This window comes from Marinobacterium rhizophilum (assembly GCF_024397915.1).
Taxonomy (GTDB): domain Bacteria; phylum Pseudomonadota; class Gammaproteobacteria; order Pseudomonadales; family Balneatricaceae; genus Marinobacterium_A; species Marinobacterium_A rhizophilum_A.
In genome coordinates, this window is record NZ_CP073347.1 from 1968478 (window position 1) to 1991561 (window position 23084).

At 61.0% G+C, this 23084-nt stretch carries 23 protein-coding genes; 12 read left to right on the plus strand and 11 right to left on the minus strand.

The window, feature by feature from the left end:
• Window positions 1–33 precede the first annotated feature (33 nt).
• Window positions 34–816, minus strand: coding sequence for a TOBE domain-containing protein (locus KDW95_RS08825; protein ID WP_255855909.1), 783 nt, complete (start codon window positions 814–816; stop codon window positions 34–36).
• 214 nt (window positions 817–1030) lie between these two features.
• Between KDW95_RS08825 and modA the strand changes: the two genes are divergently transcribed.
• From modA to modC, 3 genes are read left to right on the plus strand one after another with little or no spacing between them, the layout of a single operon-like run.
• The gene (modA, locus tag KDW95_RS08830; RefSeq protein WP_255855910.1) at window positions 1031–1813 is read left to right on the plus strand and encodes a molybdate ABC transporter substrate-binding protein; all 783 of its coding nucleotides are present in this window, start codon (window positions 1031–1033) and stop codon (window positions 1811–1813) included.
• Complete coding sequence (gene modB / locus KDW95_RS08835; RefSeq protein WP_255855911.1) at window positions 1814–2506, plus strand: molybdate ABC transporter permease subunit; 693 nt, start codon at window positions 1814–1816, stop codon at window positions 2504–2506.
• A complete protein-coding gene (gene modC, locus KDW95_RS08840) occupies window positions 2500–3597 on the plus strand; it encodes a molybdenum ABC transporter ATP-binding protein ModC (protein ID WP_255855912.1) in 1098 nt (365 codons plus the stop codon). Before modB ends, modC begins: the two co-directional genes overlap by 7 nt.
• 21 nt (window positions 3598–3618) lie before the next feature.
• Here modC and gorA read toward each other — a convergent pair whose 3' ends face one another.
• A complete protein-coding gene (gene gorA, locus KDW95_RS08845) occupies window positions 3619–4974 on the minus strand; it encodes a glutathione-disulfide reductase (RefSeq protein WP_255855913.1) in 1356 nt (451 codons plus the stop codon).
• A gap of 177 nt (window positions 4975–5151) precedes the next feature.
• Between gorA and xthA the strand changes: the two genes are divergently transcribed.
• Complete coding sequence (gene xthA / locus KDW95_RS08850; protein WP_255855914.1) at window positions 5152–5967, plus strand: exodeoxyribonuclease III; 816 nt, start codon at window positions 5152–5154, stop codon at window positions 5965–5967.
• Between the two features lie 84 nt (window positions 5968–6051).
• Here xthA and KDW95_RS08855 read toward each other — a convergent pair whose 3' ends face one another.
• Window positions 6052–6987 carry a universal stress protein gene (locus tag KDW95_RS08855; RefSeq protein ID WP_255855915.1) on the minus strand — a complete coding sequence of 312 codons (936 nt, stop codon included), beginning with the start codon at window positions 6985–6987 and terminating at the stop codon, window positions 6052–6054.
• Window positions 6988–7189: 202 nt separating this feature from the next.
• Between KDW95_RS08855 and KDW95_RS08860 the strand changes: the two genes are divergently transcribed.
• The 3 genes from KDW95_RS08860 to KDW95_RS08870 all read left to right on the plus strand — a co-directional run bounded on the left by KDW95_RS08860 (window position 7190) and on the right by KDW95_RS08870 (window position 9614).
• A complete protein-coding gene (locus tag KDW95_RS08860) occupies window positions 7190–8479 on the plus strand; it encodes a GGDEF domain-containing protein (protein ID WP_255855916.1) in 1290 nt (429 codons plus the stop codon).
• Between the two features lie 74 nt (window positions 8480–8553).
• On the plus strand, window positions 8554–9144 hold the full coding sequence (locus KDW95_RS08865) for a DUF5610 domain-containing protein (protein WP_255855917.1): 591 nt from the start codon (window positions 8554–8556) through the stop codon (window positions 9142–9144).
• A 185-nt stretch (window positions 9145–9329) separates the two neighbouring features.
• The gene (locus KDW95_RS08870) at window positions 9330–9614 is read left to right on the plus strand and encodes an ArsR/SmtB family transcription factor (protein WP_255856489.1); all 285 of its coding nucleotides are present in this window, start codon (window positions 9330–9332) and stop codon (window positions 9612–9614) included.
• 117 nt (window positions 9615–9731) lie between these two features.
• On the opposite strand, the gene KDW95_RS08875 is transcribed toward KDW95_RS08870, so the two are convergent.
• Window positions 9732–10088: an MGMT family protein gene (locus KDW95_RS08875; protein ID WP_255855918.1), complete on the minus strand. Its 357-nt coding sequence runs from the start codon at window positions 10086–10088 to the stop codon at window positions 9732–9734.
• Window positions 10085–12820, minus strand: a complete 2736-nt coding sequence (locus tag KDW95_RS08880; RefSeq protein ID WP_255855919.1) for a bifunctional acetate--CoA ligase family protein/GNAT family N-acetyltransferase — start codon at window positions 12818–12820, stop codon at window positions 10085–10087. The genes KDW95_RS08875 and KDW95_RS08880 overlap by 4 nt, the downstream gene beginning before the upstream one ends.
• A 219-nt stretch (window positions 12821–13039) precedes the next feature.
• On the opposite strand from KDW95_RS08880, the gene KDW95_RS08885 reads away from it, so the two are divergent.
• From KDW95_RS08885 to KDW95_RS08900, 4 genes are all read left to right on the plus strand, one after another.
• Window positions 13040–13744, plus strand: coding sequence for a hypothetical protein (locus tag KDW95_RS08885; protein WP_255855920.1), 705 nt, complete (start codon window positions 13040–13042; stop codon window positions 13742–13744).
• A 291-nt stretch (window positions 13745–14035) separates the two neighbouring features.
• Window positions 14036–14233: a PA3496 family putative envelope integrity protein gene (locus KDW95_RS08890; RefSeq protein WP_255855921.1), complete on the plus strand. Its 198-nt coding sequence runs from the start codon at window positions 14036–14038 to the stop codon at window positions 14231–14233.
• Between the two features lie 375 nt (window positions 14234–14608).
• On the plus strand, window positions 14609–14812 hold the full coding sequence (locus tag KDW95_RS08895; RefSeq protein ID WP_255855922.1) for a PA3496 family putative envelope integrity protein: 204 nt from the start codon (window positions 14609–14611) through the stop codon (window positions 14810–14812).
• 379 nt (window positions 14813–15191) lie between these two features.
• Window positions 15192–16232 carry a nucleoid-associated protein gene (locus tag KDW95_RS08900; protein WP_255855923.1) on the plus strand — a complete coding sequence of 347 codons (1041 nt, stop codon included), beginning with the start codon at window positions 15192–15194 and terminating at the stop codon, window positions 16230–16232.
• A gap of 44 nt (window positions 16233–16276) precedes the next feature.
• Here KDW95_RS08900 and KDW95_RS08905 read toward each other — a convergent pair whose 3' ends face one another.
• A complete protein-coding gene (locus KDW95_RS08905; RefSeq protein WP_255855924.1) occupies window positions 16277–17029 on the minus strand; it encodes a GGDEF domain-containing protein in 753 nt (250 codons plus the stop codon).
• 216 nt (window positions 17030–17245) lie between these two features.
• Window positions 17246–18229 (minus strand): oxygen-dependent tRNA uridine(34) hydroxylase TrhO, encoded by a 984-nt coding sequence (gene trhO, locus KDW95_RS08910; protein ID WP_255855925.1) that lies wholly within the window; start codon window positions 18227–18229, stop codon window positions 17246–17248.
• A 390-nt stretch (window positions 18230–18619) separates the two neighbouring features.
• On the opposite strand from trhO, the gene hisC reads away from it, so the two are divergent.
• Window positions 18620–19696 (plus strand): histidinol-phosphate transaminase, encoded by a 1077-nt coding sequence (hisC, locus tag KDW95_RS08915; protein ID WP_255855926.1) that lies wholly within the window; start codon window positions 18620–18622, stop codon window positions 19694–19696.
• A 69-nt stretch (window positions 19697–19765) separates the two neighbouring features.
• Here the strand turns inward: hisC and KDW95_RS08920 are convergent, their stop codons facing one another.
• The 4 genes from KDW95_RS08920 to KDW95_RS08935 all read right to left on the minus strand — a co-directional run bounded on the left by KDW95_RS08920 (window position 19766) and on the right by KDW95_RS08935 (window position 23041).
• Window positions 19766–20935, minus strand: coding sequence for a type III PLP-dependent enzyme (locus KDW95_RS08920; RefSeq protein ID WP_255855927.1), 1170 nt, complete (start codon window positions 20933–20935; stop codon window positions 19766–19768).
• Window positions 20936–21173: 238 nt separating this feature from the next.
• Entirely contained in the window at window positions 21174–21776 is a 603-nt protein-coding gene (locus tag KDW95_RS08925; RefSeq protein ID WP_255855928.1) for a CBS domain-containing protein, read from the minus strand.
• A gap of 119 nt (window positions 21777–21895) precedes the next feature.
• On the minus strand, window positions 21896–22780 hold the full coding sequence (locus tag KDW95_RS08930; protein ID WP_255855929.1) for a PhzF family phenazine biosynthesis protein: 885 nt from the start codon (window positions 22778–22780) through the stop codon (window positions 21896–21898).
• A 90-nt stretch (window positions 22781–22870) separates the two neighbouring features.
• Window positions 22871–23041: a DUF1127 domain-containing protein gene (locus tag KDW95_RS08935; RefSeq protein ID WP_255855930.1), complete on the minus strand. Its 171-nt coding sequence runs from the start codon at window positions 23039–23041 to the stop codon at window positions 22871–22873.
• Window positions 23042–23084 lie beyond the last annotated feature (43 nt).

A 23084-nucleotide genomic window follows, 5' to 3' on the forward strand; every position in this document is an offset into this window, starting at 1 on the left:
TTGCGCCACAACCGACGCCACGGGCCTGCCGTTTCAGGTCAGCGCCGCCAGCAGCGCCTGCTCCGGTGCGAAGCTCAGGCACACCCGGTCTCCCGGCAACAACCCCCGCGCCTGGGCTCGCGACACCAGCGCGCAGGCTTCGCCACCGCCGCTCAGGCGCACCAGCAACTCGACGCTGGGGCCGGCGTCCTCAACCAGGGTCAGGACGCCTTCGAGCCGATTGAGCAGAGCCGCCCCGCAGGCCGCCTCTGCCACCAATTCCATTGCCGGGGCCTTGAGCAACACTAGCACATCCTTGCCAGGCTGCAGCGCCAGGCGCTCGCGACTGCGCCGGGTAATGCTGACACAAAGCACAGTGCCATCCGCCAGAACCACGAAGACGCGCTCATCGGGCCCCACCGGCTCAATACGCTCCACAACGCCAAAGAACTGGTTGCGGGCGCTGCTTTGCAACGACATGCGCGCCACTACCCCCAGCAGGCTGTGCAACGGAATACTGTCGTCTTCCAGTGCCGCCAGCGCCTGCGCCTGAATCTGCTCCAGCAGCTCATACAGCTGTACCAGGCGCGCACCACGGTGCGTGAGTGCGGCCCCACCGCCACCACGCCCGCCGACGGCGGACTCGACCAGCAATTGCGGACTGCGCTGATTCATCTCTTTCACTGCATCCCAGGCCGCCTTGTAGCTCAAGCCCGCGAGCCTGGCCCCCTGACTGATGGACCCCGTGGCATCGATCTGGCGCAGCAGGGCGATCCGCTTGGGGTTGGCCAACAGCTTGCTGTCCTGCAACAGGGTCAGTACGACATCGAGTTCCATGCAGCTCTCCTGTGCAGAATCATGTGCCTGAGTCTTGATGGCCCATTGTGCCCATCGATATCGAAACCTCAAGCCGAGATATCGACGCCGGACCCGCCGCAACGAAGACGGGCAGGAACATTGCATATCGCTATATACCTTGGTATATATCGAACTCCCGAACGACCGGCACAACGAAACCGCACCCACACGCCCGCTACCGGACAGCCACACCATGCACCTGAATCCCGTTACGCTGCTGGCGCTGCTGCTTGCACTGCTGCTGCCCCAGTCATCCGCCATGGCTCGAAGCGCAGAGCCCCTCACCGTCTATGCCGCTGCGTCTCTGACCCGGGCCCTGGACGAAGTGCTCGACGCCTTCAGCCAGACCCACACCACAGCGGTGATCGCCAACTATGCGTCGTCCTCGACCCTGGCGCGCCAGATTGCCCAGGGCGCACCGGCGGACCTGTACCTGTCGGCCAACCTGCAGTGGATGGATTACCTCGACAATGCCGGCCTGCTGGCCCAGAACAGCCGCCGCACCCTGCTGGGTAACAGGCTGGTGCTGGTGACCGCCGCCAACAGCACCCTCGCACCCATTGAGCTGGAGCCGCACTGGGATCTGGCAGCGAGCCTGGGGGACGGCCGCCTCGCGGTGGGGGATCCTGATCACGTACCCGCAGGGCGCTACGCCCAGCAGGCGCTAGAGTGGCTGAATCTCTGGTCCGTCGCCGAACCGCGCCTGGCCCGGGCCAACAATGTGCGCGGCGCCGTGGCCCTGGTGGAACGTGGCGAGGTGCCACTGGGTATTGTCTACGGCAGTGACGCCATCGGTACCGGGGTCCGGGTACTGGCACAGTTTCCAGACCAAAGTCACCGCCCGATCGACTACCCGGTAGCGATAGTACGCAATGCGGACTCGCCAGATGCCCGCGCCCTGCTCGCCTTTCTGCAAACCCCGGCGGCGGCCGAGATCTTTCGCCGCTCTGGTTTTGACATGCGCCAGGACGACTGAATGCTGAGTGACTACGAACTGCAGGCACTGCTTCTGAGCCTGAAAATTTCCAGTGTGGCGGTTCTCTGGAGCCTGCCACCGGGCATTATGCTGGCCTGGCTGCTGGCCCGCGGGCGCTTTCCCGGCAAGGCGCTGCTCGACAGCCTGATTCACCTGCCGCTGGTGCTGCCACCGGTGGTTATCGGCTACCTGCTGCTGGTAGGCCTGGGACGCCAGGGCGTGCTGGGGCGCTGGCTGTACGAAAGCTTTGGCCTGAGTTTCAGTTTCAGCTGGCGCGGCGCGGCACTGGCTGCGGCCGTGGTCGCCTTCCCGCTGCTGGTGCGCGCCATCCGCCTGTCGCTTGAAGCCGTGGACCGTCGACTCGAAGAAGCCGCCCATACCCTGGGTGCGGGACGCCTGCGCGTTTTCGCCACCATTACCCTGCCGCTGACACTGCCCGGTATTCTGGCGGGCACGGTGCTGGCCTTCGCCCGCTGCCTCGGCGAGTTCGGCGCCACCATCACTTTCGTTTCCAATATTCCGGGCGAAACCCGCACCCTGCCCCTGGCCATGTTCAGCTTTATCGAAACACCGGGCGCCGAAGCCGAGGCCGCCCGGCTGTGCATCATCGCCATCGTGGTTTCACTGGCCGCACTGCTGTTTTCCGAATGGCTCGCCCGCCTGACACGCCGCCGGCTGGAGGGCGCATGCTGAACATCTGCATCGACAAGCGACAGGGGGACCTTGATCTGCAGCTGGACATTCAGCTCCCCATGCAGGGCATCAGTGCCATTTTTGGCCGCTCGGGCGCCGGCAAGACCTCGCTGATCAACATGCTCAGCGGCCTGATCCGCCCGGACCGCGGGCACATCACCCTGGGCGACGAGGTGCTGTACGACAGCCGCCGCAATCTGCACCTTAGGCCGGAGCAGCGCAGAATCGGCTACGTGTTCCAGGAGGCCCGCCTCTTTCCACACTACAGCGTGCTGGGCAACCTGCGGTATGGCTGTCGCCGGCCCGACACTGCGCAGTTCGCGGACATCGTCGAACTGCTGGGCATAGGCCCGCTGCTGGAGCGTACGCCGGCGACGCTGTCCGGCGGTGAACGTCAGCGCGTGGCCATTGGCCGGGCCCTGCTCAGCCAGCCGCGCCTGCTGCTGATGGACGAACCCCTGGCCTCCCTCGACCTGCCGCGCAAGCGCGAGCTGATGCCCTACCTCGAACGCCTGGCAGCCGAAGTCCGCCTGCCCATCCTGTACGTCAGCCACAGCCTGGACGAGGTGCTGCGCCTGGCGGATCACCTGGTGCTGCTGGACAAGGGCCGCGCGCCGCTGCAGGGCCCGCTGGAGGACATATGGGGATCGGAACAGATGCGACCGTGGTTTGCGACAGACGACGTCAGCGCGGTACTGAACGCCCGGGTGACATCCCAGGAGCCGCAGTGGCAGATGACACAATTGTCGCTTGGGGAGAATTTGCCACTCTGGGTACGCCGTATCGACTTGCCGACGGGGCAGCAGGTCCGGTTGCGCATTCGTGCCAACGATATCTCCATTGTGCGCACGAAACCGCAGAACGGCAGCATTCGCAACGTACTTGCTGCCCGTATCGAGGCGCTGCAACCGGATGACGACGGCCACCTGATGGCGGTACAGCTGCGCATCGGCGGGCATCGCCTGTGGGCACATATCACGCTCTGGGCCGCATCTGAGCTTGGGTTGAGTGTCGGTGATGGGGTCTTTGCCCAGATCAAGGGCATCAGCCTGAACCAAACAGACTGGGCCGCCCACGGGGGACGACCCTGATCCGGACTCGCAGATTACCTGCTAACGGGTCTTCTGACGCATGGTGACAAATTCTTCCGCCGCCGTCGGGTGAATGCCGATGGTGGAGTCGAACACGGCCTTGGTGGCGCCGGCCTTCATGGCAATGGCGATACCCTGGATAATCTCGCCGGCATCCCCGCCCACCATGTGTACTCCCAGCACTCGATCAGTGGCTGAATCCACGATCATTTTCATCAGGGTGCGCTCATCGCTGCCGCTCAGCGTATGCTTGAGGGCGCGAAAGCTCGAGCTGTAAACATCGATATCAGCGTAACGCTCTCGCGCCTGCTCTTCGGTCAAGCCGACAGTGCCGATATTGGGCTGGCAGAACACCGCCGTGGGGATCAGGTCGTAATCCACCTTCTCGGCCTTGCCGTCATACAGGTTGCGTACCAGCGCCATGCCCTCGGCCAGGGCCACCGGCGTCAGCTGCACCCGGTCCGTAACATCGCCAAGCGCATAGACGGATGGCGCACTGGTCTGGAAATCCTCATTGACGATAATGGCGCCATTGTCACGCTGGTGCACCGCAACGCTTTCCAGCCCGAGATTCGTGACATTTGGCACTCGCCCTGTGGCATAGAGCACACAGTCAGCCGCCAGGACTTCACCATTTTTCAGCTCAACCCGCAGGCTGCCATCACCCGCCTTGTCAATGCGCTGGACATCGGTATTGAAACGAAGGTCCACGTCTTTCTTGCGCATTTCCTCGGCGACAAACTCCCGCACTTCCTGATCGAAACCGCGCAGAAACAGCTCGCCACGGTAGATCTGGTGGGTTTTGGCGCCCAGGCCTGCAAAGATACCGGCGAACTCCACCGCGATATAGCCGCCACCCACCACGACCACACGCTCGGGGAAGGTCTCGAGGTCAAACACTTCATTGGAGGTGGTGATATGCTCGCGACCCTCAATCTGTGGCACGAAAGGCCAGCCACCGGTCGCCACCAGAATGCGCTGCGCACTGTAGCGCTTGTCACCCACGGCAACGGTATGGTCGTCCAGTATACGGGCCCGGCCATCGATCAGGGTGCAGCCGGAATTGACCAGCATATTGCGATAGATGCCATTGAGGCGCTCGATCTCCTGGCGCTTGTTGTCACGCAGCGTCTCCCACCGAAAGGCCGGCTTTTCTGCCTGCCAGCCGAAGCCCCGCGCCTGCGCAAAGTCATCCCCGTAATGGGACGCATACACGTAGAGTTTCTTGGGCACGCAGCCAACATTGACGCAGGTACCGCCGAGGTAGCGGTCTTCGGCGATCGCCACACGAACCCCCATGGCAGCCGCCATGCGACCTGCTCGAACCCCGCCGGAACCGGCTCCAATTACAAACAGGTCAAAATCGAATTCCGCCACCCTAGCCTCCATTTACATACCCAGTGTTGATGGCGACCTACTCTATAGACTTCAATCCACAGAGGCCAATAGACTGCTCCTAAAAGCAAAATAGCCAGGGGCTATGACACGGGGATGAGCCCGTCAAACGGGCATGCTACACTGCTGCGCCGTCCGCCATCAGGAGTACCGCAAGGCATGAAGCTGGTCTCATTCAATACCAACGGAATACGCGCCCGCCTGCACCAGCTCGCGGCACTTGTCGAATCACACCAGCCGGATGTCATCGGCATTCAGGAAACCAAGGTATCCGACCCCGAGTTTCCCACCGAGGCTATCGAGGCGCTGGGGTACCATGTGGAATTCCACGGCCAAAAAGGCCACTACGGTGTCTGTCTGATCTCACGCCAGCCACCGATCAGTGTGCAAAAAGGCTTTCTCACCGACGATGAGGATGCCCAGAAACGCCTGATCATTGGCCGTTATGCCAGCAGCAACGGCACCGAGGTGACGGTGATCAACGGCTATTTCCCCCAGGGCGAGAACATGGCCCATGCCACCAAGTTCCCGGCCAAACGCAAGTATTACGCCGACCTGCTAGCTCACCTGCAGGACAACTGCGATCCCGCCGAGCCGCTCGTGGTCATGGGGGATCTGAACATCTCGCCCGAAGACATCGATATTGGTATTGGCGAGGACAACCGCAAGCGCTGGTTGCGCGATGGCAAGACCAGTTTTCAGCCTATCGAGCGCGAATGGCTGCAAAGCCTCAAGGACTGGGGCCTGCAGGACACCTATCGGCTGCACAAGCCTAACGATAACGAACACTTCAGCTGGTTCGACTACCGCAGCCGCGGTTTCGAGCGCGAGCCCAGACGCGGGCTGCGCATCGACGCCATCCTGGCGACAGCGCCACTGGCGGCCCTGTGCACGGACGCAAACATTGACTATGCCATTCGCGGCATGGAAAAGCCCTCCGATCATGCGCCGGTATGGGCAACCTTCAGCCTCTGATACAGGGCTGAACGGCCGCATGATAGAACGCCTGTAATGTTGCGGGCGTTCGTTGCCACTGACCTGGTAGGCACCAGGCGAGCGTTAACCCGGCTGCGCCACTACCGAGGCCGCCGGTTTGACAGCCAGCACATCACAGTCCATCTCATCAAAAATCCGCTCTATGGTGCTGCCCAGCAGCATCCGGTCCACAAAACCGCGGGCGATCGACCCCATCACCATTACATCAATCCTGTGCTGCGCGGCAAACGCGGGCAGCATAAGGTGGGTTTCCCCCTCCAGCTGGTGCACATTTTCAGCATCCACATAGCCGTGTTCGTCGAGCATTTTTTCCAGTGCTTCGGCATGTTTCCGGGCGACTTTTTTCTGCAGCGCGGCATAGTCCGTCACAACATGTTCATCGAAGATCGCCGCTTGCGGCAGGGCATGATAGCTGTGCACCACATGCAGGCGACCGTCAGCCAGGCGGGCCAGAAGGCAGGCGTGGTTCAGAATCGCCCGATCGAGCTCGGCCGGCGCATCGCACTCGTGAAAAGGGTCGACACAGGCAGCAACTCTCGGGACGCGGCCCCACTGGTGCGCCTTGACCAGCAACACCGGTATCGTACAGTCGCGCAATAGCTGCCAGTCCTGGTGCGCCATCCAGTAATGCCCCAGGCGGCTATGAACCCCGATTTGATGAATCAGCAGATCCGGCCCGTAGCGCTGCGCTTTGCGCAGAACACCCTCGCAATGGTGCCGGTCCCAGGCCACATCCACACCCACAGTCAACCCCTGGTTCTGCAAACTGGACGCGGTATTGAGCAAACGATCTTCCACCTGGCGCAAGTAGGCGTGCTGGGCATGCAGCCCGGCTTCCCTGTCGAACAGGTAACCATTGCGTACCGACAGGTTGAAACAGCAGCAAAACAACTCAATGGCAGCTCCCGAACGCTCCGCCAACCACACCGCCTTGGCAATCGCCTGGGTGCTGTCGTGGTGCTCCTCGACATTGACCAGAATCTTGCTAATGGTTTTCATGATGCCTCCTGCAACAGCGAGATTTCGATCCGACGCGTCCCTGGAACCGCCGGCTGGTCAAGGGCAAGGTCCCATCACACAGCAATGACGCCGCATCACATCCTCAGGCAAAAGTGATCACGCGACAAAGTGATGCCCAACCTCCCAGAGCCCGGCAGAGTCTGCTAGGATCAGGCGACGCTATATGAAGGATAGTGCGTTTGTGACGATACAAGTTCTTCGCCTGCTTATCGCACCCTTTGCCCTGATGCTCATGGCCACACTGGTGCTGTTCAGCAGCCTGAGCCACCTGTCTGCGCAATTGCAGCTGCTCATCGCTGCCCTGCCCTATCTGCTGGGTGCCGCCAACCTGCTGCTGGGCTTTCTGTTCAACCAGAGTCGGCTTCTGCTTGCCGCGCTCAACCTGCTCTGGGCCTACGCCCTGATCCAGTTGTGCCTGCAAACACCACTGGAACGACCGGACAACTATGTGCTGTTCAGCCTTCTGTCTCTCCTGTTACCGGTGAATCAGCTGCTGATCTGCCTTGCGCCCGAACGTGGCCCGCTGAACCGGGGCGTCTGGCTGCACCTGCTGTTGCCGCTGCTGGCCTATCTCACGCTCTGGCTGCTGTGGCACAAGCAGATGCTCGGCTACTGGCTCGGCCACCTGCCCATGCCACTGCTCGAACTGCTCGCAGAAGGTCACTACCTCAGCGAAGGCGCGACCTGGCTTTTCAGTGCCACCTTCCTTCTTGGTGGCGCCGTTTTGGCACTGCGCCGTACCCGCGCCGATGCCGCACTTTTTGTCTCCCTGCTGACCATGCCGGCCTTGTTTTTCTGGTTTGACCTGAACCACATTTCGCCGCTGCTGTTTACCTGTATCCAGCTCTTGCTGTGCCAGGCGCTGGTTTCCCACTCCCATCAACTGGCCTTTATCGATGAGCTGACCGGGCTGCCGGCACGGCGCGCACTGCAGGAACAGCTCAGCAGCCCGGGCCAGCGCTACACCCTGGCCATGATGGATATTGATCACTTCAAGCAGTTCAACGACCACCATGGCCACGACGCCGGCGACCAGGTCCTGCGCATGGTGGCATCCCAGCTCAAACGGGTGGGGGGTGGCGGGCGAGTCTTCCGCTACGGCGGCGAGGAGTTCACCGTACTGTTTCGCGGCAAAACCGAAGCCCAGGCGCTGCCGTACCTGGAACAGCTGCGCGAATCCATCGCCCGCTACCCGCTGCACCTGCGCCAGCCGGATCGCACCGAGAACGCCAAGGCGGGCCGCCAGCAACGCCAGCCGGGCAAGCGCGGCGCAGGGGCAGGCAAGGCGCTGAGTGTCACCATCAGCATTGGCCTGTGCGAACGCGGCCCCACCCACCTGCACAGCGATGAGGTCATGCAACTGGCGGACAAGGCGCTCTATGCCGCCAAAGCGGCTGGCCGCAACCGTACCCTGGCCAGCTCTCAGCTGGGGCGGCGAAAGAGACGCAGCAGCCAGGCCGATTTTGCATGAATGCATTTCACTCATTAGTCGGCGACCACCGCCGCTACAGTGAAGACCAGTACCCGCCAGGACTCTGACTCGCCATGGACATAAAACCCGACAATTTCGGACAACAGGTATCGGCCCGTGCGCAGGCGCAAGATCGTCCGGCCGGCGGCCTCGGCGCAGCGGTCTCCGAGGCTGCCCGCAGCGCCAAACTGCTCCCGCCGGCCGAGCAAAGCCAAAGCCGCAACGAGGCAATTCTCTCTGCCTCGCTCAAGGTCAGCATCGCCGCGGGCAACCAGCCCATGGAAGCCCTCTATCGCAGCGTTATCGGTGAACTCGAAAACATTCTGGGCACGGACCTCGGTGACAAGGCAATCCAGAGCGCCTACGCCGAGCAACTGGATGTCAGCCCCGAAGCCACCGCCACGCGTATTCTGAGTCGCGCCACCGCCTTTTTCGACGCCTACAGAGCCCAGCAGCCGGACCTGAGCGAGGACGCGGCCCGGGCCGGCTTCGCCGACCTGATCAGCAGCGGCATCAACCAGGGGTTCGATCAGGCACGCAGCCTGCTGGAGGGGCTTGGCGTACTGGAGGGGGACATCGCCGGTGCCATAGACTCGACCTACAGCCTGGTGATGCAGGGCCTGGAAGCCTTCCGGGGCCAGCCGGCGGCAGAACCCACCAGCTGATCGCGTCTCGGTGTGCAGAATCTTGCAGTCGACGCAACCGCTCTATCAGGGCAACAGGCAGCAGTCGGACGGATTTGTACTAAACGGGGCTGGCACGTAAAATTCAGCCATTGCGCGTGATCAACGTCGACGCCGGAGTCCCCCCGCTTTTGCCCCCACAAGCCCCACAGATACCCCTTGAGGACATGAAAGCCAATGCGACACAGGCCGCACGGCTCATGCGTGCGCTCAGCAACGAACACAGGCTGCTGATATTGTGCTACCTCCAAAGCCGGGAACTGTCGGTCAGCGAACTCAATCAGTGCCTGGACCTGAGCCAGTCCGCGTTGTCACAGCATCTGGCCATACTGCGCAATGACGGCCTGGTGCAGACAAGGCGCGAATCCCAGACCATTTACTATTCCCTGCACGGCGATCAGGCTCTGCGCCTGATCGAAACATTGCACGAACTCTACTGCGCCAAAAAGTAAACCCGCCTCCCGATCATTTGTGGGCCCCGGCACAGTGGGGACAACGGCGGATTCAGCGACCGTGCAAACCCTGCTGCACGCACCCGAAAGCCAAACGGACCGATCTCAGGCATCTTTTCATTCACTGGGGTCCCAGCGAAAACGGGACAGCGGAATGCGCCCGCGCAAAAAGCAGACACCCTCGTCCTCAAGCCGGCGACGCTGCAGCTGCGCACCCTCGCTGCCCGCCGGCAACGACAGCTCGCCCCTGGCATTCACCACCCGGTGCCAGGGCAAACGACTCCCCTTTGGCAGGCGACTGAGAATGCGCCCCACCAGGCGCGCCCGGCGCGGCAAGCCCGCCAGGTCCGCCACCTGGCCGTAACTGCATATGCGCCCGCTCGGGATACGGGCCACCACCTGCCAGATCCGCTCGGCATCGCTCAGTGGCTCAGGTGCCGCCGTATCCGGTAACGCTATCGACGACCCGCTCATGACTGCAGCCGGTACATTTGCCACTCCTCGGTTGCCTCGTTCAGCATCATGGTCATTTCAACCACGTCTTCTTCGGCATTGAAACGGGTTTTAAAACCCAGCTTGCGCGCCAGCGTCTGCATGCCCCGGTTGACCGGCAGGGTCGCACCGTACAGCTGCAAGGTGCCACGCTCGCGGCAGTAGTCGATCAGTTTTTTCATCAGCACAGCGCCGACCCCCTCGCCCTGCAGATCATCCCGAATCACGATCGAAAACTCGCTGCGCACATTATCCGCATCCGTCACCGCCCGCACCACCGCCAGCGTCTCGTTGCCCGCCCCGTTTTCCCGCGGCGCCGAAACGACAAACGCCATTTCGCGGTCGTAATCGATCTGGGTCCAGTTGGCCAGTTCCTGGTGTGTCGGCACTCCCCGGCTGTAGAAATAACGCATGCGAATCGACTCGGGACTGAGGTGGTTGTAAAACTCCAGGTGATCAGGTTCGTCCTCGCCACGAATGGCCCGCACCACCGCCGCACGACCCGAGCGGCGCAACCGAATCGTCTCGCTCAGGTGCTCGGGGTAAGGCGAAATGGCCAGGCGCACAGGCTCCGCCACCGCCACCGTCACATCCACCGCCAACAGACCGCGCTTGTTCAGCAGCAACGGGTTGATTTCCAGGCCCGCGATCTCGGGCAGGTCCACCACCATTTCCGACAGCCGGATCAGCAGGTCGCACAACTGCTCGACATCACGCTCAATCTGATAGCTGTTTTCGCAGATAATGTCGTATACCCGCGAGCGCTGCACCAGTGTGCGCGCCAGCGCCTGATTGAGCGGTGGCAGCATCAGCTGCCGGTCCGACAGCACATCCACCGTGTAACCACCCGCCCCGAACAGCAACAGGGGGCCGAAGACCGGATCCCGGGTAATGCCCACGTTGATCTGCAACGACTGGAAACCGCGTTTCATCTGCTGCACGCAGAACCCCATGACCTGGTCATCACGAAAGCGCTCGCGCACCCGGTATTCAAGCCGCGTCACGGCGTGCCTGACCTCGGTGATGGAGTACAGATCCAGCGCCAGGTCACGCCAGCGCTGGCGCTCCTTGTCGTCATAGCTGAACGGCAAGACATTTTCACAGTGCAGCGCCCGCACCGCGACCGATCCGCCAAGCTGCTTGGCCACCTCGACGACGCCCTCCACCGTGTCGGCATAATAAGAATGGGCCACGGGCACGCCGTACAGTTCCAGCAGCTCGCAGGCCTCGGCGTGGTGCAGATAATCACGTCCCTGGCGCAGCGCCTGTGTCACCAGTGCACGTGCCTGAATATGATTCTGGGTATTCTGCTGCAAAAACGGCGCCGGGGTCTGGCGCATGACCTCCTGATTGCGCCGGTAGCGCACCATCTGCAAAAAGGCATCGACCGCCTCCTCCGGCGTGATGAAAGTGGCAATGCCTGCGGTATTGAAATGGTTGCGCGCCGCAATGGCCGTGGCCCGGCCCATCCAGCAGCTGAGTACATTGCGCGCCGAGACCCTGGCGACGGCAATCACCGCCCTGGCGGTTTCAACGCCTGGCGCCATATGGGTCGGCGCATGAATCACCAGTACCGTATCCACACCGGGATCGGTCACCAGAATCTCAAGCGCGCGCGCAAAACGTTCCGGCGTGGCATCGCCATTCAGGTCCACCGGATTACCTCGATTCCAGCCGTCGGGCAGCAGTGCCGCCAGTGCCGTGCAACTGCTCTGTGACAGTTGCGAAAGCTGGCCGTGCCCGCGCAGCAGGCGGTCGGTTGCCAGCGCATTGGGACCCATGCCGTTGCTCAGGATGGCAAGCCGCTCGCCACGCATGGTTTTCATGCGCGACAGGGTTTCCAGCGCATGGAACAACTGATCCGATGTCTCGACCCGTAACACGCCGGCACGGCGCAGCGCCGCGTCATACACCAGATCCTCGTCACTGACGCCAGGCGCCAGGCGGGTACAGTGCTCGGCGTCCTGCACCACGTCGGACTTCAGCACCAGCACCAGCTTGTTGCGCGACGCGGCCCGCAACGCAGACAAAAAATCCCGCGCCGTCCCGGTCATGCGATCCATCTGCAGCAAAATGGCTTGTGTATGGGGGTCCTTGGCGAGATAGTCGATCACCGCCGGTATATCCACGTCCACACTCTCTCCCAGGGTCAGAAAATGGGAGAAACCGATCTCCTGGCCGTTGGCCCAGTCAATCATGGCGGTACCCATCAGGCCCGACTGGCCCACGTAGGCCACCTTGCCGTGGCGGATATTGATATGGGAGTAGCTTGCATTCATGCCGGAACCCGGCACCAGCAAGCCCATACAGTCAGGCCCGAGAATGCGGATCCCGTAAGGGTGCGCTGCAGCCAGTACCTCCTGATGCAGCGTGCGCTCGGTCTTGCTGTCCCGAATCGACAGGCCACCGGTCAGAATCAGCGCCGCCTTCACCATATGGGCACCGAGCTTGCGGATGATATCGGCGACGGTTTGAGGTGGCGAGCAGATTATCGCCAGGTCCGGCATGTTCGGCAGCTCGCTAACGCTCTTGACACAGGGCACGCCCCGCACCCGCTCATACCCCTGGGCATTGACGACAATCAGCTCACCTGGATAGCCGCCGTCCAGCAGGTTCTGCAGCACCACGCCGCCCATGCTGTCATCCCGGTCCGAGGCACCAAAAATAGCGATGGAGCCGGGTTTGAAAAAGCGCTTTAGGTATTTTGTCGACACGCGACGTTTCCTATTAAAACGAGCCCGTTGCAACGGGCTCTGCGGATCAGGCTACTATTTTAGCGTGCAAAGACGGTTATGGGGCCAGGCATTGCCAGGCGGCCTGTTTTTCATGGGCGGCGAATCGGCCGATAAAGCTGTTCAGTGCCTGCCAGCGGTGCGAATCTCGCTTACACTACACACTTCAGGATCACTTCAGCCCAAGGACAGATATTTCGCATGCGCCTGCCTAATTTTCGCCTGTACCTGCCTGCCCTGCTGCTCGTTGGCTGCAGCAGTACCCCGCCACCGCCCTCTGTCACCCCGACCCCGCAGCCAACCCCAGTGCCTCGACTGACCGAACTGTTTCCCGACAAGGTTCACCCCCAGATCAATGCGCTCAGAGCCGACCCCGGCGAGCTTGCCCGCAGCTTTCTCGATGAGTACCGGCACCAGGCACTGTATAACGGCCAGCATGCCGCCACCCTGGCCCGAGATTACCGTTTTCGAGAAAACCGCTGGTCGACCCAGCAAGACCGGCTGATGATGGTGTTTGATAATCACCGGGGCGACACCGGTTTTGTTGCCTGGAGCCTGAGCCGAAATGCCACGGCCACCTCACTGCGCGTAAACGACTCCAGAATTGGTCAGCGCTTTGCGCTGATTCTGCGCCCGGCACGCCTGTGCTTTGCCATCAACGCCGCCCAGGCACCAAGCTGGAGCACCGGGCGCTGGGCCTATGACCCGATACGCCCGGGATCCTTCGAGTGTAACGGCCTCACCAACAGCTCGGCGTTCCAGCCAGGCACGCGCCTGCCCGCCCTGCTAGGCGCCTATTACTCCGAAGGCGATGCGGTGCTGATGTTTGACAGCCGCGGACAACGCGATGCCATCGCCGGCGTACTGGCACAGCTGTTTCCCTTTCTCGCCTTCAGCCCGCGCTAGCCGCACTGCTGCCTGGCCGAACAAGACCCTGAAGTCGCCTTCAGCGGCCGGCGAGTAGACCGCTGAGCGGCCTGCAACCACCCTGAAACAGGACGTTACCGGGCCGCTGCTTTTCCCGTTGCAAATCCAGTGGGGCAAGCTCTAATATCTGTTCCATACTAGTTAGGGAGTTACCCCAGAGTCGCCGCAAGGCCGCCTCTGCGGGTACAGCGCTGCCCCAAATAAGGACAGGTGCAGCCATAACCAGGCTTACAGCAAGGCATTGCGCGGACAGATGTCGAGAACAACGTTATGAGCAAGAAACACAACAGCAGCGACATGACAGACGACGATGATGTGGTCGACTGGGACTCCGAGCCGGAGATCAAGGAAGATGCCCCACTGAAACGCACGACCATCGATCCCGCTGCGCGGCGCCGTATCGAACAGCTGCTCGAAGAACGCGCCCTGAAGCAACAAATCAAAGACGAGTTTGATGACGACTACTGAACGGTGGCGCCTCGCCGCTATTCACTGGCACCGATCAACAGATACTCGTTCCCGGAACCGGTTTTGAAATCGGTTCCAACCGTTTCTGCCTGAATCCCGCCACCTCAACCCGGCTACAGCCCCTGCCAGCCCGGCTGCTGGGCGTGTCGCCAAGAAATTTCACGCAGGGGGAAAAATTCACTTTACCCAGCGCCAAAAGCTGCTATATATTCGCGAAATGGACTGCATGACGCCTTGTCAAGCCCCAAAATGGCAGCAATCCGGCAGGCGCAAGCCCTGGTGCAAACACATCGGCATCAAAGGCCCGTCGTCACTTTCAACCGGCAGGGCCGCGCCCCTGTTTGATTTCAACCCAAGATGTGAGAATGAGAGCCGATGGGCACCAAAATTCGTGTCGATCAAGTCCCTGCGGACGATGTCGAAGACTGGGACGATGATTTTGAGGACCGGGACACCAGCACCCGTGGCAAAAAAATCAGCTACAACAGCAAAAAGCGACGCCAGATAGAAGAACGCATGGAAGAACGCCTGCTTGCGCGTCAAATCAGCAGCGGCTACGACGACAACCTGTACGAATAGAACCAGCACCGCTGCCCCGGCAGCGGTATCTTGGCGAGCCTGCCGCCGAATCCTGCGGAGTCCGCAATCCGGCGCCACCACGACACTCCTGTGTGTGACGTCGCAGCACCACGAATCCTGATCGCAGCGGCCAGGTTTCGACTATGCTTGATGGGCACGGGTGCAGTCTGATCTACCAAGCCGAGGCCTTTCTCCAGCGAGTTTTTCCCCTCAGCGATCGGTTCCCGTGCACCCTCAGCGGGGTTGGCGCTACGCTCAACACTCCCACAGCCTTAGTTGGTCTTCCCCCCTGTCACCGGCCAGGCGACAGGATCCGGCTCGCACCCGGGACCCTGTTTATCGTAAAATCCGTCAGTCTGAACCCCCAGCCGGAACTCCCATGGAATTACAAAAAGCCGCTATCCGATCACTGGCCCGCGCCGCAGGCGAGCTGACCGCACTCGACCCACAAGCCCCTCTGGTACAGCAGCTGTTTGAAACCGTCAGTGGCAGCTTTGGCCGACGCTCGGCCCTGACCCACGGCGCCTTTTCCGAGGATGCACTTTACGAACACCCCTTTGCCGCCGCGCTGCTGCCCCTGGCCAGCGAGGATCCAAGCGATGCGGATCTCGAATCCCTGGCCGATGCCAGCCTGGCCGCCCTGCTTGCCAGTGCAGCGCCCGATCAGCCGGCCGATACCTGCGACAGCCAGGTCATTTTCCTGCTCTACCAAAGCGATCGCTACCACTACCTGCTGCTGGCACTGCTCGAGCACGAGACACGCCTGAGCCTGGATGCCAACCTGCAGCCCATCCAGACCCAGGTGCTGGCGGCCGAACGCCTGGTGCAGGCACTGCGTATCAACCTGACACGCCTTGGCCGTAGCCAGGACAGCTACTTGAGCTTTGTGCCAGGCAAGCGCAACGGCAGCGTCGGCCAGGACTTTCCCGGCGCCCTGGGCTGCAGCCAGGCTATCCCCGCCAGCCAGAGTACCCGCGAGCTGATTCGTGCCACACGCGATTTCTGCAACCAGAATGCATTGCATGAGCGCAAGGATGAAGTGGTGGAAGATGTCGTCAGCTATCTGGAGCAGCAGCGCGGCGAACAGCGCCATGCGTCCCTGAACGAAGTGGAACGTCTATTCGATGCCTACATCCCGCCCAGTGAGGATCCGGCGCCCGGTTCAACGTTCGGAGAATTCGCCAATACCGAGCCCTACCAGGTCAGCCAGGAGTTCCAGCCCCACCGCGGCACCCTGAAAGCACTGAGCAAGGTCAAAACCAAGTCCGATAACTGGCAGCTGGACTTTGCCCGCCGCTCACTGGGCTCCCAGGGGTCCGACCGGGACATTCTGTTTGATGAACAGGGCCAGACACTGACCCTGCGTCGACTGCCGACAAGAGTCATTCAAACCATCCGCGAGGCGCTGGAGCAGGAATAGCCCAACACAGCCGGACTGCTCGAACGAACAGTCCGGCCTGGCTGTCAGGCCGACTTGGAGCCGGTGTCGTTCTTGATACCACAGACACGATTGCGACCGTCTCGCTTTGACCAGTAAAGACGCTCATCCGCCCGCTGCAGCAACGCCGCAACGGTTTCACCGCGGCGCAACTGCGAAACGCCAAAACTGGCAGTCACTGGCCGGCCAATACCAAAATCGGCATTACTGAGTATCAGCCGCATGCGCTCGGCCACTTCCTGCGCCAGGGCCCCCTCGGTTTCAGTCGCGATCAGCATGAATTCTTCTCCGCCGGTGCGCGCCAGGTAATCCACACTCCGCACAGCACTCGACAGTAATGACGCCACCTGGCGCAGTACCGCATCCCCCACAGGATGACCGTGACTGTCGTTCACATCCTTGAAGTTATCGATATCAAACAACACCACCGACAGAGGGCGCCGGAACCGCTGTGCACGGCTGACTTCCTGCGCCAGCAATGCCTGTACCCGGCGGTGATTAATAAGCCCGGTCAGGCTGTCGGTGGAGCTTTCACGCACCAGAATGGTCAGCTCACCAAAGCGGCGCACAGCAAAAATGGCCATATAAATAGGCAGGAAAAGACCCAGCGAAAACAGCATGTCGTCGAGGTCGATAACTTCATAGGCACGGCTGAAGGCGTAGAGTTTCTCACTCAGGTCCAACCGACTGACAATATAAAAAATGATCAGCAGAATCAGGCAACTGAGCAGAAACTCACGCAACAAGCGACGCTTGTTCAAATATTTATGATTATCCACCCGAAAAGAGTCCAGTTCGTATGTGGGAGCAGCGCGACGCAATCCATTGTAAGGAGTGCAGGCATGCTTAACAACACGAACGTCGCCGATTAAAGACAGATCGAGTGAGCGACCCGCGGCACTCCCTGCGACCCAATTGATACGGATTTCTGGCGCTGACAACCCGGCAGACGCAGCAGCAAAGACAGCCATTCGCTGTCTCTGCCCGTGCCGGTATCAGGAGGACTGCTGCGCCTGAAGCGCCCGCAATGCCTTCTTTTCATCCTTGCGCTTGCGAATGGCCTTGGCGGCATCGGCCCCCAGGTGCACTTCCCCGCGCTGCTCGGCGAGCCTTACCTGAAGCTCCCGCTGTGCGTAGCGCATACGCTGCTCTTCAGACACGGCATCCGCACAGTGCGGGCAGCTGACGCCGGCCACGTATTGATCGCTGGCCATATCAGCCTCGGTAATCGGCAGTCGGCAGGCATGGCATTGCTCGAAGCTGCCCGGTTCCAGATCATGATTGACCGTGACCCGGTTATCGAACACGAAACATTCACCCTGCCAGAGCGACTCCTCCTGCGGAACTTCCTCGAGATATTTGAGGATGCCGCCCTCGAGGTGATACACCTCGTCAAATCCCTGCTCTTTCAAATAGGCGGTGGATTTTTCGCAGCGGATACCACCGGTGCAGAACATGGCCACCTTGGGGTGCCTGGCAGGGTCGAGATTCTGTTTGACGAATGCCGGAAACTCGCGAAATGTCTTGGTCTGCGGGTTCACCGCACGGGCAAAGGTGCCGATCTGCACCTCGTAGTCATTGCGGGTATCCACCACCACCACATCCGGGTCGGCAATCAGGCTGTTCCAGTCCTGTGGCTTGACGTAGGTGCCAACCACCTGGCGCGGGTCTATGCCTTCCACCCCCATGGTGACGATTTCCTTTTTCAGTTTCACCTTGGTGCGGTAAAACGGCATCTCGTCACTGAAGGATTCCTTGTGAGAGAGATCCGCAAGCCTTGAGTCACTGCGCAGCCAGTCCAGCACGGCATCGATTCCTGCACGCGAGCCGGCGACGGTTCCATTGACCCCCTCGCGGGCCAGCAGCAGCGTGCCGCGCACGCCCTGGGTCTCCATCAGGTCGTGCAGGGGCTGGCGCAGGGACTCGAAGTCCTCCAGGGTCGCAAACTTGTACAGCGCACAAACAACTATCTGAGTCATGTCAATTCCATCTTGCGGTCCGGGGCGTAATCCCGGAGCAGAGTTAAACAGGCGCGGCATTATACCAAACTGGCGCAAAACCACGAATCCGCCCTGGCCGTTGCTGCCATGGGCCCGTACTGCAATTAAAACCTTCACGGCTCCTGGGGACACTGAACTTTTACCCAGCCTGCGACTCTACTGCAACGGATCAGACCTGCCCTGTATTCAGGGCATGCCTGACCCAACGCTCAGCCGGCGCCCCCGGTGCCTGTGGGACGCCGGCTGACTTTACCCCTCTCCTGCGATTACAACTGCCCGCTAGGCCGTTTGCCGGCCAACCTGCTATCCTAGGCGCCAATCCGAGTATCGCCACGGCGCCCTTATAACCTACCCTGTGAAAGCACCGCTATGAGTAAATTCTGGAGTGACGCGATCAAGCACCTGGTCCCCTATGTCCCGGGAGAGCAGCCCAAGGCGCAGCAGATCGTGAAACTGAATACCAACGAAAACCCCTACCCGCCCTCGCCCGCAGTCATGCAGGCACTGCAGGACTTCGACCTTGACCGCCTTCGGCTCTATCCGGATCCGGATGCAAGGGCGCTCAAGCAGGCACTGGCGGATTACCACGGCATTGCCCGGGAGAACGTCTTTGTCGGCAATGGTTCCGACGAAGTGCTGGCGCATACCTTTATGGCTTTTTTCCGCCAGGATGCACCGCTGCTGATGCCCAATATCAGCTACAGCTTTTATGATGTGTACTGCAACCTGTATGACATCCGCTACCAGGAAATCCCGCTGCAGGCCGATTTCAGCATCTGCCTTGAGGACTACAGTCAGACCAACGGCGGCATTATTTTCGCCAACCCCAACGCCCCCACCGGCCGCGCCCTGGACCTCAAGGAGATCGAAGCCCTCCTGCAGCGCAATACGGATTCCGTGGTGGTGGTGGACGAAGCCTACGTCGACTTTGGTGCCCAGAGCGCCGTTGCCCTGACGCAGCGCTACGACAACCTGCTGGTGGTGCAGACCTTCTCCAAATCACGCTCCCTGGCGGGACTGCGCATTGGCTTCGCCATGGGCCACCCCGACCTGATCGACGGGCTGGAGCGGGTCAAGAACAGTTTCAACTCCTACCCGCTGGACATGCTTGCCATCAGCGCCGGCGTCGCGGCCATCGAGGACGAAGCCTACTTTCGCAGCACCACCGATCGCATCATTGCGACGCGGGAATGGACCTGCAACGAGCTCCAGGCGCTGGGCTTTCTGGTGCTGCCCTCGTGCACCAACTTCGTTTTCGCCCAGCACCGTTATCTGGAAGGGGCGGAACTGATGGGCTACCTGCGCGCCAACGGCCTGCTGGTGCGGCATTTCAGCCGCCCGCTGATCGACAACCACCTGCGCATCAGCATTGGCACCGATGCCGAAATGCAGCAGCTGATTGACACCCTGCAAAAGCACCCGGATATTATCCGTCTCGAAGCCTGACCCACACAAAACAGGGCGCCCATTCGGACGCCCCGTTTGCAGAATCACAACCGGCAGCGTTGCCTCCTGCTAGACGACATAGTACTTCAGTGGCGGAAAGCCATTGAACTCCACCGAGCTGTAACTGGTGGTGTAGGCGCCGGTGGAAAACCAGTACAGCCGATCCCCCATCTCCAGTGACAGCGGCAACTGGTAGCGATAGCTTTCGTACATGATGTCGACGCTGTCGCAGGTCGGCCCCGCCAGAATCACTTCTTCGAACTCCGCCTCGGGATCATCATCGCGCTCGCTGGCCAGCGGGTACTTGATGGCCTCGTCCAGCGTTTCGATCAGGCCATTGAACTTGCCCACATCGGTGAACACCCAGCGCTCCAGCGCCGTGGAGGACTTGCGTGAAATCAGCACGACCTCGCACACCAGAATACCGGCATCCCCGACCAGGGAACGTCCCGGCTCCAGAATAATCTCGGGCACGTCATCGCCGAAATCCTCTTTCAGAAAGCGGGTAATTTCCTGCACGTAGACGGCAAACTCGTTCGCCTTGTGCAGGTAGTTGGCCGGGAAGCCGCCGCCCATGTTGATCATCTTCAGCCCGATACCGTATTCACTCAGTAGGCGCTCGAAAATCACCTTGACCTTGGCAATGGCACCATCCCAGACGTCGATATCCCGTTGCTGCGAGCCGACGTGGAAGGAAATGCCCCAGGGCACCAGCCCAAGATCCCGGGCCAGTACCGCAAGCTCCACGGCCATTTCCGGGTTGCAGCCAAACTTGCGCGACAGGGGCCAGTCGGCGCCTTCGGACCCCTCGGTCAGCACCCGGATATAGACGCGAGCGCCCGGCGCCTGGGCCGCGATATTGCGCAGGTCGGCCTCGGAATCCGTGGCATAGAGGCGTACGCCCTTGTCGTAGAAATAACGGATATCGCGGGCTTTCTTGATGGTATTGCCAAAGCTCATGCGCGCGGGATCAACGCCGTGCTTCATGACCTTGTCCAGTTCGTAGATCGAGGCGATATCGAAATTGGAGCCCAGCTGTGCCAGCAATGCAATAACCTCATCCGCCGGATTTGCCTTCACCGCATAGAATACCCGGGCGTAATCGAAACCCTGCTCAAGCTGCATGTATTTCTGACGGATATTGTCCAGATCGATCACCAGACAGGGGGTCTCCCTGCTGTCGGCAATCGCCTTGGCACGTTGCCACTGTTCGGGACTGATATGTTCTGGCAGCTTCATTGAGCACAGCACCTCTCTATATGCGGTGGTTGGAACCCCAGTCACACAACAGCCGAACAGATCGGATGGACGGCGTCGTCTGGGCCCCATAAAAAAGAACCCGCAGTGATGGCATCAGCGCGGGTTCTTTTCTGAATTTTCGCGGAGTATAGAGCAATGCATTCGGGGCGCAAACCTTTTGCTTGCTGAATTGAAAAACCGCCTTGCGGCCCGGTCGCGAGCACTGAGCTGTCGGGGCTCAGAGCTCCCCGCCGTGGGCCACGATCTTTTCAATCTCGGCGAAGGTCTTGGCCTCGTACATGATTTCAAAGCTGACCTTGAGCAGGCGTGAAATATCGCTGGCCGAAATAACACCGCGCACCCGTTTCACCCCGGCGTAACCCTCATCGATCACCACCACGTGCTGATCGCCGGAGCCCTGCATGGTGAGCATCAGGTCACCGATGGTGGCATCGGATACCTGCTCGAACGTCAGGCCCCGGATCTGTTCCTTGCCGTGCATGACATGGCGCACCTGCACCTCGGCGCGGGCAATGCCGTTTTGCTGCGCGTAGGCCATAACCCGGGTACCGGCAATATCCCGTGCGGTAATGACACCGACAAACCGATCCCTGTCATCAACGACAAACAGCATGCGAACATGCTGACTTTTCATCCACTCCAGCGCTTCATCGACGCCCAGCTGGCCCGAGACGGTCACCGGAGCAGTTTCGATAAAATCGGTCATGACTTCCAGCGCCGGGCTGCGCAGGGTGGATGGCTGGTGAACCTGGGTGGGCGACAGCAGGTGATCGACGTCCGACGTGTCCTGCACCCGCAAATGGCGAAATTCCTGAAACATAAGCGCTCCTACTGCAATTGTTCTAATTGGCGCATGGGTTAGAACAAAGCATAGCGAGTTTCAGAGCGTATTTCACCGCCCAGGGCGACCGCTGGCCGCCGGGCAGCCACCATCGAGACTCAACCCAGCAGGAAGGCGCCCTCGCTTATGCGCCGAGCCTGGCCTTCGACGTACACGGCCTCAGGGCCTTCAGGCCCCACCTCGACCCTGGTCAGCATCAGGCTCGCGCGCCCCATTTCAAGACCCTGCTCAATCCGCAGCCGATAACTTCCAGGCGCTGCAGCCTGTATCGCAAGGTAACCGGCCAGCGCGGCGGCGGCAGACCCGGTCGCCGGGTCCTCGGGAATACTGTTGGCCGGATCGAACATGCGGGCACGTACCGCCTCGCCACCTTGCAGGCTAAAACAGTACAGGTTGGAAACCGGCTGGGCCCCAAGCAACCGGCGCCACAGCGACAGATCCAGGCTAATGGACCCAAGCGCCGCCACATCCCTGATCTGCAGCAGCACAAATGGCAGGCCACAGCCAGCAACCACCGGATCCGCCACCAGCTGTTCGGGCTGCAGACCCAGCAGCGCTGCCGCCTCATGCCGCTTCAGCGTGCTGCTTGAAATCTCCGGCAGCCTGGCGGTACGCAGGCGCGCCACCGCGCCTGCACCCAAGCCTTCAAGCTGCACCGGCACAGGGCCCACGCGCTGCTCCAGCACCAGGGCTCCGCGCTGCTGCGGGTCAAGCAGTTCAAGCTCGGACAGCAGCAGGGCCGTGCCAATCGTGGGGTGACCCGCAAAGGGAATCTCGCCCCCTGGCGTAAAGATGCGCATGGGGAAATGGTTACCCGGCTGGCCTGCACCGACAAACACGGTTTCGGACAGGTTGAGTTCACGGGCAATTTGCTGCATCAGGGTTGTCGGCAGTGCGTCTGCATCGGTAAAGACGGCCAGCGGGTTACCGCTGAAGGGGCTGTCGGTAAAGACATCCAGGGTATGAAAACGGAGTTTTTGCATGCTTTATGGACTCCCGGCTAATCTCGATATGGGCGGCACAGATCCCGCCTCCTGGAACAAGAGGCACGGACGCCGCCCACTGATCCGCTGTCACTTCTGCCAAAAGTGCTTGCTGCCTTCAAGGAACGCATCTGCACGGCTGATCCCGATATCCTTGAGAACAGAGTCATCGAGACCCAGCAGCTGACGGCGCTGATAATAGCGCTGGCGTGCACGGCGCAGGCTTTCCCACAAGCGATGGAACAGCTCAATACTCAACATGGTTTCACCCTCCTGTCGTTGATGTTGTACAGCGTATCGAACG

Excerpts from the sequence above, each read along its gene's own strand:
- KDW95_RS08875 (WP_255855918.1), bottom strand. The coding sequence starts at position 10,088 with ATGAGCGGGTCGTCGATAGCGTTACCGGATACGGCGGCACCTGAGCCA.
- KDW95_RS08935 (WP_255855930.1), bottom strand. The coding sequence starts at position 23,041 with ATGTTGAGTATTGAGCTGTTCCATCGCTTGTGGGAAAGCCTGCGCCGT.
- KDW95_RS08825 (WP_255855909.1), bottom strand. The coding sequence starts at position 816 with ATGGAACTCGATGTCGTACTGACCCTGTTGCAGGACAGCAAGCTGTTG.
- KDW95_RS08925 (WP_255855928.1), bottom strand. The coding sequence starts at position 21,776 with ATGTTTCAGGAATTTCGCCATTTGCGGGTGCAGGACACGTCGGACGTC.
- KDW95_RS08885 (WP_255855920.1), top strand. The coding sequence starts at position 13,040 with ATGCGCCTGCCTAATTTTCGCCTGTACCTGCCTGCCCTGCTGCTCGTT.
- modC (WP_255855912.1), top strand. The coding sequence starts at position 2,500 with ATGCTGAACATCTGCATCGACAAGCGACAGGGGGACCTTGATCTGCAG.
- xthA (WP_255855914.1), top strand. The coding sequence starts at position 5,152 with ATGAAGCTGGTCTCATTCAATACCAACGGAATACGCGCCCGCCTGCAC.
- KDW95_RS08920 (WP_255855927.1), bottom strand. The coding sequence starts at position 20,935 with ATGAAGCTGCCAGAACATATCAGTCCCGAACAGTGGCAACGTGCCAAG.
- modA (WP_255855910.1), top strand. The coding sequence starts at position 1,031 with ATGCACCTGAATCCCGTTACGCTGCTGGCGCTGCTGCTTGCACTGCTG.
- KDW95_RS08895 (WP_255855922.1), top strand. The coding sequence starts at position 14,609 with ATGGGCACCAAAATTCGTGTCGATCAAGTCCCTGCGGACGATGTCGAA.
- hisC (WP_255855926.1), top strand. The coding sequence starts at position 18,620 with ATGAGTAAATTCTGGAGTGACGCGATCAAGCACCTGGTCCCCTATGTC.
- KDW95_RS08930 (WP_255855929.1), bottom strand. The coding sequence starts at position 22,780 with ATGCAAAAACTCCGTTTTCATACCCTGGATGTCTTTACCGACAGCCCC.
- KDW95_RS08855 (WP_255855915.1), bottom strand. The coding sequence starts at position 6,987 with ATGAAAACCATTAGCAAGATTCTGGTCAATGTCGAGGAGCACCACGAC.
- KDW95_RS08870 (WP_255856489.1), top strand. The coding sequence starts at position 9,330 with ATGAAAGCCAATGCGACACAGGCCGCACGGCTCATGCGTGCGCTCAGC.
- KDW95_RS08900 (WP_255855923.1), top strand. The coding sequence starts at position 15,192 with ATGGAATTACAAAAAGCCGCTATCCGATCACTGGCCCGCGCCGCAGGC.
- modB (WP_255855911.1), top strand. The coding sequence starts at position 1,814 with ATGCTGAGTGACTACGAACTGCAGGCACTGCTTCTGAGCCTGAAAATT.
- KDW95_RS08890 (WP_255855921.1), top strand. The coding sequence starts at position 14,036 with ATGAGCAAGAAACACAACAGCAGCGACATGACAGACGACGATGATGTG.
- trhO (WP_255855925.1), bottom strand. The coding sequence starts at position 18,229 with ATGACTCAGATAGTTGTTTGTGCGCTGTACAAGTTTGCGACCCTGGAG.
- KDW95_RS08865 (WP_255855917.1), top strand. The coding sequence starts at position 8,554 with ATGGACATAAAACCCGACAATTTCGGACAACAGGTATCGGCCCGTGCG.